This window comes from Actinomadura sp. KC216, from assembly GCF_004348535.1.
Lineage (GTDB): Bacteria > Actinomycetota > Actinomycetes > Streptosporangiales > Streptosporangiaceae > Spirillospora.
The window spans coordinates 24,032-34,231 of sequence record NZ_SMJX01000062.1 but is presented as its reverse complement, the minus strand read 5'-3'; the positions used below and the strand labels follow the sequence as shown (position 1 = coordinate 34,231).

Annotated in this window: 10 protein-coding genes; 2 read left to right on the top strand and 8 right to left on the bottom strand. The window is 75.8% G+C overall.

Annotated elements, in window-relative coordinates:
- Both E1264_RS13760 and E1264_RS13755 read left to right on the top strand, forming a co-directional pair.
- Window positions 1-797, top strand: a 797-nt coding sequence (locus tag E1264_RS13760; protein WP_132173310.1) for a beta-propeller fold lactonase family protein, incomplete at its 5' end; no start/stop codon positions are given.
- A 52-nt stretch (window positions 798-849) separates the two neighbouring features.
- The gene (locus tag E1264_RS13755) at window positions 850-2,229 is read left to right on the top strand and encodes an NADP-dependent succinic semialdehyde dehydrogenase (RefSeq protein ID WP_132173308.1); all 1,380 of its coding nucleotides are present in this window, start codon (window positions 850-852) and stop codon (window positions 2,227-2,229) included.
- A gap of 7 nt (window positions 2,230-2,236) precedes the next feature.
- Here E1264_RS13755 and E1264_RS13750 read toward each other — a convergent pair whose 3' ends face one another.
- The 8 genes from E1264_RS13750 to E1264_RS13715 form a co-directional block, all read right to left on the bottom strand.
- The gene (locus tag E1264_RS13750) at window positions 2,237-3,637 is read right to left on the bottom strand and encodes an aldehyde dehydrogenase (NADP(+)) (RefSeq protein ID WP_132173306.1); all 1,401 of its coding nucleotides are present in this window, start codon (window positions 3,635-3,637) and stop codon (window positions 2,237-2,239) included.
- The gene (locus E1264_RS13745; protein ID WP_132173304.1) at window positions 3,637-4,638 is read right to left on the bottom strand and encodes a proline racemase family protein; all 1,002 of its coding nucleotides are present in this window, start codon (window positions 4,636-4,638) and stop codon (window positions 3,637-3,639) included. The genes E1264_RS13750 and E1264_RS13745 overlap by 1 nt, the downstream gene beginning before the upstream one ends.
- Window positions 4,638-5,567: a dihydrodipicolinate synthase family protein gene (locus E1264_RS13740; protein ID WP_132173302.1), complete on the bottom strand. Its 930-nt coding sequence runs from the start codon at window positions 5,565-5,567 to the stop codon at window positions 4,638-4,640. The genes E1264_RS13745 and E1264_RS13740 overlap by 1 nt, the downstream gene beginning before the upstream one ends.
- Window positions 5,564-6,928: an NAD(P)/FAD-dependent oxidoreductase gene (locus E1264_RS13735; protein WP_132173300.1), complete on the bottom strand. Its 1,365-nt coding sequence runs from the start codon at window positions 6,926-6,928 to the stop codon at window positions 5,564-5,566. The genes E1264_RS13740 and E1264_RS13735 overlap by 4 nt, the downstream gene beginning before the upstream one ends.
- Window positions 6,925-7,191 carry a (2Fe-2S)-binding protein gene (locus E1264_RS13730; RefSeq protein ID WP_132173298.1) on the bottom strand — a complete coding sequence of 89 codons (267 nt, stop codon included), beginning with the start codon at window positions 7,189-7,191 and terminating at the stop codon, window positions 6,925-6,927. The genes E1264_RS13735 and E1264_RS13730 overlap by 4 nt, the downstream gene beginning before the upstream one ends.
- Window positions 7,188-8,348 carry an FAD-binding oxidoreductase gene (locus E1264_RS13725; protein WP_132173296.1) on the bottom strand — a complete coding sequence of 387 codons (1,161 nt, stop codon included), beginning with the start codon at window positions 8,346-8,348 and terminating at the stop codon, window positions 7,188-7,190. The genes E1264_RS13730 and E1264_RS13725 overlap by 4 nt, the downstream gene beginning before the upstream one ends.
- A 64-nt stretch (window positions 8,349-8,412) precedes the next feature.
- On the bottom strand, window positions 8,413-9,000 hold the full coding sequence (locus E1264_RS13720) for an XRE family transcriptional regulator (RefSeq protein ID WP_207935900.1): 588 nt from the start codon (window positions 8,998-9,000) through the stop codon (window positions 8,413-8,415).
- A gap of 84 nt (window positions 9,001-9,084) precedes the next feature.
- Window positions 9,085-10,062 (bottom strand): ornithine cyclodeaminase family protein, encoded by a 978-nt coding sequence (locus E1264_RS13715; RefSeq protein ID WP_132173292.1) that lies wholly within the window; start codon window positions 10,060-10,062, stop codon window positions 9,085-9,087.
- Between the last annotated feature and the right edge of the window lie 138 nt (window positions 10,063-10,200).

Below are 10,200 nucleotides of genomic sequence, written 5' to 3'. Positions count from 1 at the left end.
AGATCGGGGTGCGGGCGGCTGGGGCGCTGCCGTGCCATCTGTCGGTGACGCCCGACGGCGGGCGGCTGATCGTCGCCGACTACGGGTCCGGGACGGTCAGGGCCGTCCCGCTGGGCCCGGACGGCGGATTCGCCGGTGAGGCCGACGTCGCGGAGGGACACGGGAGCGGCCCGGTGGCCGACCGGCAGGAGGGCCCGCACGCGCACGCGAGCGTGATCGCCCCGGACGGCACGATCCTGACGACCGACCTCGGCGCCGACCTGATCCGGGCCTTCCGGATCGAGGGCGGCGCGCTGCGGCTCGCCGGGGAGACGCCGCTCCCGGCCGGGTCCGGGCCGCGGCATCTGGTCGTCCACCCGGGCGGGCACGTGCACGTGGTGGCGGAGCTGTCGGCGTCCATGCTGGTGCTGCGGCCGCTGGACGGGCCGGACGGGTACGCGCGCCTGGAGCTCGTCGCGGAGTCGCCCGCGACGGCCGAGCCCGTGGACGCCCGTGCGGCGCTGTGCGCGGCGATCAAGCTCGGCGACGGCGGCCGGTTCGTCTACACCTCCACGCGGGGCGACGCCGTGGTGACCGCGCACCGGGTGCTGGACGGCGGCGCGGCGCTCCAGCCGGTCGCGGACGTCCCGTCCGGCGGCGCCTGGCCCCGCGACCTGCACGTGGACGGCCCCTGGATGCACGTGGCCAACGAGCACGGCGACTCGATCGCGACGTTCCGGATCGGCGCGGACGGCGTCCCGGAACCGGTGGGGGCGCCGCTGCGAGTGCCGTCCCCGGTGTGCGTGATCCCCGCCTGAGCCGCCTCCGGGCTGGTGTTTCCGGCCCGGTCCCCCGGGCACGTCCCGGGCCATGACGACGATCGCCACGACCAATCCCGCCACGGGCGAGGTCGAGAAGACCTTCGACGCGCTGACCGACGAGGAGGTCGACCGGCGCGTCGGGCGGGCCGCGGACACGTTCGCGTCCTACCGGACGACCGACGTCGCGCAGCGCGCGGGGTGGATGAACGCGGCGGCGGACATCCTCGACCGGGAGTCCGCGCAGATCGCAGCGATGATGACGACGGAGATGGGCAAGACCCTGAAGGCCGCCGGGGCCGAGGTGCAGAAATGCGCGAAGGCGTGCCGGTACTACGCCACACACGCCGAGGAGTTCCTCACCGACCGGCGTCCCTCCGACGCTGGGGCGGTGGGCGCGCGGGACGCCTACGTGCGCTACCAGCCGCTCGGGCCGGTGCTGGCGGTGATGCCGTGGAACTTCCCGCTCTGGCAGGTGATCAGGTTCGCGGCGCCGGGGCTGATGGCGGGCAACGTGGGGCTGCTGAAGCATTCGTCGAACGTCCCGCAGACGGCCCTGTTCCTGGAGGACCTGTTCCGCCGTGCCGGGTTCCCGGAGGGCGCGTTCCAGACGCTGCTCATCGGGTCGTCCAAGGTCGAGCGGGTGCTGCGCGACCCGCGGGTGAAGGCGGCGACGCTCACCGGCAGCGAACCGGCGGGACGGTCCGTCGCGTCGATCGCGGGGAGCGAGATCAAGCCGTCCGTGCTGGAGCTCGGCGGCAGCGACCCGTTCGTGGTGATGCCGTCCGCCGACGTCGAGGCGGCGGCGCGGACGGCGGCCGAGTCGCGGTGCCTCAACAACGGGCAGAGCTGCATCTCCGCGAAGCGCTTCATCGTCGACATCGGCTGCGCGGACGAGTTCGAGCGGCTGTTCGTGGAGAACATGCGCGCCAAGCGGGTCGGCGACCCGATGGACGACGCCACCGACATCGGCCCGCTCGTCAGCGAGGAGGGGCGCGCGGAGGCCGAGGAGCAGGTCGCCGACGCGGTCGCCAAGGGCGCGGCGGTGCTGTGCGGCGGCGAGCGCCCGGACGGCCCCGGCTGGTTCTACCCGCCGACCGTGATCTCGGGTGTGACGCCGGACATGCGGATGTACCACGAGGAGGTCTTCGCGCCGGTCGCGTCGGTGTTCCGCGTCCGCGGGGTGTCGGAGGCGGTGGAGATCGCGAACGCGACGGGCTTCGGGCTCGGCTCGAACGCCTGGACGCGCGACGACGCCGAGCGGGAGCGGTTCGTCCGGGAGCTGGACGCGGGCCAAGTCTTCATCAACGGCATGGTGACGTCGTATCCGGAGCTGCCGTTCGGCGGGACGAAGCGCTCCGGCTACGGGCGGGAGCTGTCGGCGGAGGGCATGCACGCGTTCTGCAACGCCAAGACGGTGTGGGTCGGCTGAGCAGCCTTCAGCGGAGGGTCTGCGGGACCTTCCACGGGTTGCCGTCCTGGAGCGGCGGCGGGAGCAGCTCCTGCGGCCAGCCCTGGAAGGCGACCGGGCGCAGGAACCGGTCGATCGCGGCCGTGCCGACCGAGGTGGTGGACGGCGCGGTCGTCGCGGGGAACGGGCCGCCGTGCTGCATCGCGTGGGTGACGGACACGCCGGTGGGCCACTGGTTCCACAGCACGCGTCCGCTCCGCCCGGCGAGCACGGCGGCCAGCGGCGCGAGGTCGGCGGTCTCGTCCGGTTCGGCGTGCAGGGACGCGGTGAGCTGGCCGGGCAGGCCGGTCAGAACGTCCGCGAGGTCGGCGAGGCGGTCGTAGGTGACGATCAGGCCCAGCGGGCCGAAGCATTCCTCGGCGGCGGCGCCGATGTCGGCCTTGAAGGCGTCCAGGTCCATGGTGAGCAGGCGGGGCACGGCGGACGCGCCGCCGTCCGGCCAGACGAGGCGCCGGACGCCGGGCCGGGCGGCCAGGGCGTCCGCCCCGGCCAGGTAGCCGGACTCGATGCGGTCGTTCAGCATCGGCGCGGCGCCGATGGCGCGGAGCCGCCGGGCCGCCCTGTCGAGGAGGGCGGCGGGGGCGAACAGCAGGCCGGGGTTGGTGCAGAACTGCCCCGCGCCCATCGTGAGGGACGCCGCGTACCCCTGGACGATCTCCTCCCCGCGCGCCCGCGCCGCGCGGGGCGTCACCACGGACGGGTTGACGCTGCCCATCTCCGCGTAGAACGGGATCGGCACCGGACGCTCGGCCGCGATCTTCGCCAGCGCCAGGCCGCCCCTCTGGGAGCCGGTGAACGCGGCGGCGGCGATGCCGGGGTGGCGGAGCGCCTCGACGCCCACGTCCTCCCCTTCGATGAGGCCGAACACGCCGTCGGGGAGCCCGGCGGCGCCGATCACTTCGGCGGTCCGGCGGGACAGGCGCGGGTGGCCGGGGTGGGCCTTGACGACGACGGGGCAGCCCGCCGCCCACGCCGACGCGGTGTCGCCGCCCGCGACGCTGAACGCGAACGGGAAGTTGCTCGCCGCGAACACGAGCACCGGACCGGCCGCCGTCCGGTAGCGGCGCAGGTCGGGACGGGGACCGGTGGGCCACTCGGGGTCGGCGGCGTCGATACGTGCGTCGTAGAACGCGCCCTCCCTGACCTGCTCGGCGAACAGCGTGAGCTGGAACGTCGTGCGCGTCAGCTCCCCGTTCAGCCTGGCCGCGCCCAGGTGGGTCTCCTCGTCGGCCAGGGCGGTCAGCTCGGCGCGGGCGTCCTCCAGCGCGGCGGCGACGGCCGTCAGGGCGGGGGCGCGGGTCTCCGGCGGGGCGCCCGCCCATCCGGGCGCGGCGGACACGGCGGCGTCGATGGCGTCGTTCGGCGGCATCAGAAGGAGAAGCCTTCGGGGAAGGGGTCGGTGGGGTCGAGCAGGTAGTTCGCGGTGCCGGTGATCCACGCGCGCCCGGCGATCTCCGGGACGACGGCGGGCAGCCCGCCCACCTCGGTGGCGCCGACGAGCCGCCCGTGGAAGCGGGTGCCGATGAACGACTCGTTGACGAAACCGGTGTTCAGGGGAAGCTCGCCGCGCCCGTGCAGCTGCGCCATGCGCGCGCAGGTGCCGGTGCCACACGGCGACCGGTCGAACCAGCCGGGGTGGATCGCCATCGCGTTGCGGGAGCGCGCGGCGTCCGACCCCGGGGCCAGGAACTGGACGTGCTTGCAGCCCGCGACGCCCGGGTCCTCGGGGTGCTCCGGCCGGTTCCGCTCGTTGATCGCGGCCATGATGTCGAGCCCCGCCCGGAGGATGTCGTCCTTGCGGGACCGGTCGAACGGCAGCCCGAGCGCGTCCAGCTCGGTGATCGCGTAGAAGTTGCCGCCGTAGGCCATGTCGTAGCGGACCTCGCCGAGCCCGGGGACGTCCACGGCGGCGTCGCGTTCGAGGAGGAAGGACGGCACCATCCGCAGCGTGACGTTCTCGGCCCGGCCGCCGCGCACCGCGACCCGCGCCTCGACGAGCCCGGCGGGCGCGTCCAGGCGGACGATCGTCTCCGGCTCGGTCACCTCGACCATCCCCGTCTCGACCAGCACGGTCGCGAGCGCGATCGTGCCGTGCCCGCACATCGGGAGGAACCCCGAGACCTCGATGTAGACGACGCCCCAGTCGGCGTCGGGACGGGTGGGCTGCTGGAGGATCGCGCCGCTCATCGCCGAGTGGCCGCGCGGCTCGTCCATCAGGAAGCGGCGCAGGCCGTCGAGGTGCTCGATCGCGTGGCGGCGTTTGGCGGCCATGGTGTCGCCCGGGATCGGCGCGACGCCGCCGGTGACGATGCGGGCGGGGTTGCCCTCGGTGTAGGAGTCGACGGCGCTGATCGTGCGGAGGGAGCGCATCAGGCGGCCCTCCGCCGTTCGAGGGCCGCGACGGCGCGGTCCATGTCGGCGGTGACGGCGGCGCGGTGCTCGGCGGAGAGGGGCCCGCGGGGCGGGCGGCACGGGCCGCCGTACCGGCCGACCCGGTCCATGCCGAGCTTGACGGCCTGGACGAACTCGGTCCGCGAGTCCCAGCGGAACGCGGCGACGAGCGGCTCGTACAGGGCGCGGGCCTCCTCCAGCCGCCCGGCCGTGGCCAGCTCGTACAGCAGCGCGGACTCGGCGGGGAACACGTTCGGGAAGCCCGCGAACCAGCCGGTGGCGCCCATCAGCAGCGATTCGAGGACGACGTCGTCCGCGCCCGCGACGACCTCCAGCCCCGGCGCCCGCTCCCTGATCTCCAGGACGCGGCGGACGTCGCCGGAGAACTCCTTCACCGCGACGACCCCGTCGATCTGCGCGATCTCGCCGAGGAGGCCGGGCGTGAGGTCGACCTTGGTGTCGATCGGGTTGTTGTAGACCATGACGGGCAGCCCGGCGGACGCGACGGCCTCGAAGTGCGCGACGACCTCGCCGCGGCCGGCCCGGTACATGGTCGGGGGCAGGCACAGGACGCCGTCCGCGCCGTCCTCGGCGGCGAGTTCCGCCCAGTGCCGCGCCTGGTGGGAGCCGGGGGCGTGCACGCCGACGACGACCACGCCGTCGCGGCCGACCGTCTCCACGGCGGTGCGGGCGACGCGGCGGCGCTCCTCGCCGGTCAGCGACGAGTACTCGCCGAGCGAGCCGTTCGGTCCGACGCCGCGGCAGCCGTTGCCGACCAGCCAGGCGCAGTGCTCGGCGTAGGCGTCGTAGTCGACGGCGAGCCCGGCGGGCGCGGTGGCGTCCGCGCGGTAGGGCAGCGCCGTGGCCACGATGACGCCGCCGAGGCTGGTGGTCCCGGTGTCGCTCATCGGGCGTTCCCCTTCCTGTCGGTGGTCTCGATCGGGGGCCGTGCGAGTTCGCCCAGCCGGACGGGCTGCGCGATGGGCCGGTTGTGGGGGTTGCCGGTCTTCGTCAGCTCGGCGACCGTGGGGCCGCAGATGCGCGCCTGGCAGGGGCCGAGGCCCGCGCGGGTCGCGAGCCTGACCGCGTGCGCGGAGTCGCGGACCGGGTCGCCCGCCGCGTCGAGCAGGGCGCCGTAGGTGGTCTCCTCGCAGCGGCACACGACGGTGCCGGGGCGGAGCCAGCCGGGCCAGGCGGCGCCGATGGGGTGCGCGGCGGCGAGGCGCGCGGCGTAGGCGCGGGCCTGGTCGCGGCGGCGGCGCGTGCGGACGGCGGCGGGGTCGTCCGGTGCGCCTCCCCCGGCGGTCCAGCCCGCCAGGAGTCCTTCGGTGCGGGCGGCCTGCGCGCCCGCGATGCCGGTGATCTCCCCCGCCGCGCAGACGCCGGGGACGGTGGTGCGCTGGCCGGCGTCTACGGCGACGAACGCGCCGTCCCGGAGGGCGCAGCCCGCGGCGACGGGGAGTTCGAGCTGCGGGGTGAAGCCGTGGGAGACGCACAGCGCGTCCACCGCGATGGCCTTCTCGGTGCCCGGTACGACCGACCAGTCTGGACGGAGCCGCGCCGTGACCGCCTCCTCCACGCGTCCGTCGCCCCGGGCCTCGATCACGGCGCGGCCCGTCCGGTAGGGGACGCGGTGGCGGGCCAGCAGCGCCGCGTACCCGGCGAGCTCCGCGGCCCTGGCGGTGTGCGGCGCGAGTTCCCAGGGGCGCCGCGTCCAGCCGCGTGCCAGGGCCGTCGCGGCTCCCGCCTCCAGCACCGCCCGGACGGACGAGCCCGCCGCCAGCACCGACGCGGCGACCGGCAGCAGGAACGGCCCGGAACCGGCGATCAGGACGGAGCCGCCGACGGCCACACCCTCCCCCTTGGCCAGCGCCTGCGCGGCGCCCGCCGTGTAGACGCCGGGCAGGTCCCAGCCGGGGAACGGCAGGACGCGGTCGTGGGCGCCGGGCGCGAGGACGAGCGCGTCCGGGTCGAGGGCGAGGCGTTCCCGCCCGTCCGCGTCGGGCTCGCCCCGCAGCACGTGAACCCGGGGCACGCCCTCGTCGCGGCGTTCGATCGACCAGACGGTGCTCTCCGGCCACCAGTCGCAGCGCGGGTGCCGCAGCACGGGGTCCGCGACGGCGTAGGCGTCGGACGGGATCCGGTGGTACTGGCCGCCGGGCCTCTCGGCGGAGTCGATCAGCGTGACCACCGCCCCGGCGCGCAGGGCGCCCGCCGCCGCGCCGAGGCCCGCCGGTCCGGCGCCGACGACGGCCACGTGCCGGGTCATCGCTCCTCCCCGGAGGCCCGGGACTGGGTGGTGACCGTGTCGCCGTCGCGGGCGCGGCGGCGGCAGGCGCGCACGTCGCGGACGCCGTTGACCGTGACCAGGCAGTCGAAGCACACGCCGATCCCGCAGAAGACGCCGCGCGGGGCGCCGGACGGGCCCGTCCGCCAGGTGCGGCGGCCGGACGCGAGCAGGACGGCCGCGATGGTCCGGCCTTCGGTGCCGGTGACGGGCTCGCCGTCCACCGTGATCCGGACCTGGCTCACGCGACCTCCCTCTCCGGCCGGACGGCGGGCCGGTCGACGCGGAACGGGGTCGCGTCGACGCCGGGTTCGCGGCCGAGCATGAGGTCGCGCAGGACGGCGGCGGTCCCGGCCGCCAGCCCGATCCCGGCGCCCTCGTGCCCGGTGGCGTGCCAGAGCCCGGGCAGGCCGGGGTCGGGGCCGATCACGGGCAGGTGGTCGGCGACGTAGGGCCGGAACCCGCCGTAGGCGCGCATCACGGGGACCCCGGCGAGCGACGGGAACAGCCGCAGCGCCCTGCGGGCGATCACCTCCAGCACGCCGGGACGGAGCCGGTCGTCGAACCCGACGCGGCGGCGCGACGAGCCGAGCAGGATCGTCCCGGCGCGCGTGGACTCGACGACGGCGGACGCCTGCAACTCCCCCGCGCCGCTGCCGACCGCGCCCACATAATCGGCGTCGTAGACCTTGTGGAAGACGGTCGGCGGCATCGGGGTCGTGACGAGGACCTCGCCGCGCCGGGGCCGGACGTCCAGGCGGACGCCGAGCCGCGCGGCGACCTCGCCCGACCACGGCCCCGCGGCGTTGACGACCGCGTCGCCCTCCACCAGGCCGGTCGCGGTGCGGACGCCGGTGATCCGGCCGCCGCGTGTGACGGCGCCGACCACCTCGCGGCCGGTCTCCAGCACGGCCCCGGCGCGGACGGCGCCGGCGAGCAGGCCGGTCGCGGCGCCGACCGGCTGGACCTGCGCGTCCTGCGGGTAGTGGACGGCGGCGGCGACGTCCCTGGTGGCGTGCGGTTCGGCCTGGGCGAAGGCGGCGGCGTCCAGCTCCTCGGCGGCGACCCCGGCGTCGCGCTGGGCGGCGGCGAACGCGCGGAGCGCGGCGGCGCCCTCCCCGGTCGTCGCGACGACGATGCCGCCCTTCGGGTCCCATTCCGCTCCCCCGGCGTCCGGGAGCGCGTCGAGGACCTGCGGCCACAGCCGGAGGGACAGCTTCGCGAGGTCGAGTTCCGGGCCGGGTTCCTTGTCGGAGACGAGGACGTTGCCCTCGCCGTGCGCGGTCGTCGCGGCGGCGGGGCGGGCGCGGTCAAGGACGGTGACCTCGCAGCCCGCCAGGGCCAGCTCGCGGGCGCAGGCCGCGCCGGCGATCCCGGCGCCGACCACCACGACCCGCGCCATCACCCCTCCAGGAGCCGTTCGCTAAACCGAACGGTTCGAGGCTAGGTCGGCCGACCGCGGGATGTCAACGCCCGACCAGGTGGGGCGGCTCCGAGGGCGCGGTGTGAAGCCGCTGGTCGGAGCCGTACTGCAGGAGCAGGACGGACCGGACGTCCCCGCCGGGCGCCGTGTAGGCGTGCGGCAGCCGGGCGTCGAAGCCGACGTAGTCGCCGGGCCCGAGCTCGACCTCCCGGCCGTCCACCCGGACGCGGAGCCGCCCCGCCTGGACGATCGTGTGCTCCGTCCCGCCATGCCCGGCCGAGTCCTGCGTGCACCCGGCCCTGACCACCTGGTCGTACACCTCGAAGATCGCGCCGCCGGACTCGATGCCGCGCAGCGGCCGCAGGTCGACGCCCTCGCCGCGCAGCACCTCCACGTCGGCGGCGCGCACCACGGTCGGCCCGGACGGCTCGCGGTGGTCCAGCAGGTCGGAGATGGCGACCTCCAGCGCGCGCGAGAGGCTGAACACCGTCTCGATCGTGGGGTTCCCGGCCCCGGCCTCCAACTGCGACAGCGTCGCCTTGCCGATCTTCGACCGGCGGGACAGCTCGGACAGCGACAGGCCGCGCTCCAGCCGCGCGCGGCGCAGGTTGCCGGCCAGCACGTCCCGCACCGTTTCCCCTGACGCGCCCACGCCCAGCCCTCTCGTCCGGCCATCATCGTTCGGATTACCGAACGAAGTGTATCGGGGTGCGGCTCAGAGCTCGACGTGCCGCCCGGTGCCGGACGCGCGCGCCCGCTCGACGATGACGGAGGCCGCCGCCGTGTCCTGCACGCCGACGCCGACGCTGTTGTAGAAGACGATGTCGCCGTCCGCCTCCCGCCCGGCGGCGAGGCCCGCGACGACCGGCCCGAGGGGCCGCACCTGCTCCGGGCTCAGGTGCCCCGCCCGGATCGCGGCCACGACCGGACCGGCGTGCTCCAGCGCGGTCGGCACGTCGTCCACCACGACCTGGGCCGCCCGGGTGAGGACCTCGTCGTCCACCTCGGTGCGGTCCGGGGCGAAGCACCCGACGGTCAGCACCGTGCAGCCGGGGTCGAGCCATGCGCCGAGCACGACCGGCTCCGTGCTGGTGGTGGCCGTGACGACGATCTGCGCCCCCTCGACGGCCGCGCGCGCCGACGCCGCCGTCTCCACCGGCAGCTCCAGCTCGTCCGCCAGCCGGGCGGCGACGCCGCACGTCTCCGGGTGGCGGCACGCCATCGCCACCCGGCCGATCGGCCTGACCTCCGCCATCGCCCGGACGTGCGCCCGGCCCTGGACGCCGCAGCCGATCACCGCGAGCCGGGACGCGTCCGCGACGGCCAGGTGGTCGGCGGCCACCGCGCTCGCCGCCGAGGTCCGCAGCGTCGTCACCGACTCGCCCTCGATGATCGCGATCGGCCGTCCGTCCACCGGGTCCTGGACGGTCACCAGCGCCGCGACGGTCGGCAGCCCGCGCGCCGCGTTGCCCGGGGTGACGCTGCCGAACTTGGACACCGCGCCGGTGCCGGGCAGGCGGGAGACGTAGCAGAACGCGACGGCGCCGTCCGGGCCGTCCAGGAGCAGCCGCGGCGCGAGCCGCGCCTCCCGGCGGCCGAGCGCGCCGAACGCGGCCCGCTGCGAGGCGATCGCCGCGGGAAGGTCGAACACCGCCCGCACGTCGGCGGCGGAAAGCAGCAGGACATCGGCCATCGTCCGATCCTCGCGAGCCCGTTCCCGCGCTGTCGAGGCCGAAAGGGCAAGCGGTTCTTATCGATCACTACATGAGATCGCATGCTTGCCCGTCTCGACGGCCGTCCCACGAGGTTTCAGGCTTTCAGCATCCCGCCC

Bases quoted from the DNA above. Each gene is read 5' to 3' on its own strand.
- E1264_RS13750 (WP_132173306.1), bottom strand. From the start codon at position 3,637: ATGCCGCCGAACGACGCCATCGACGCCGCCGTGTCCGCCGCGCCCGGA.
- E1264_RS13740 (WP_132173302.1), bottom strand. From the start codon at position 5,567: ATGAGCGACACCGGGACCACCAGCCTCGGCGGCGTCATCGTGGCCACG.
- E1264_RS13715 (WP_132173292.1), bottom strand. From the start codon at position 10,062: ATGGCCGATGTCCTGCTGCTTTCCGCCGCCGACGTGCGGGCGGTGTTC.
- E1264_RS13735 (WP_132173300.1), bottom strand. From the start codon at position 6,928: ATGACCCGGCACGTGGCCGTCGTCGGCGCCGGACCGGCGGGCCTCGGC.
- E1264_RS13745 (WP_132173304.1), bottom strand. From the start codon at position 4,638: ATGCGCTCCCTCCGCACGATCAGCGCCGTCGACTCCTACACCGAGGGC.
- E1264_RS13755 (WP_132173308.1), top strand. From the start codon at position 850: ATGACGACGATCGCCACGACCAATCCCGCCACGGGCGAGGTCGAGAAG.
- E1264_RS13725 (WP_132173296.1), bottom strand. From the start codon at position 8,348: ATGGCGCGGGTCGTGGTGGTCGGCGCCGGGATCGCCGGCGCGGCCTGC.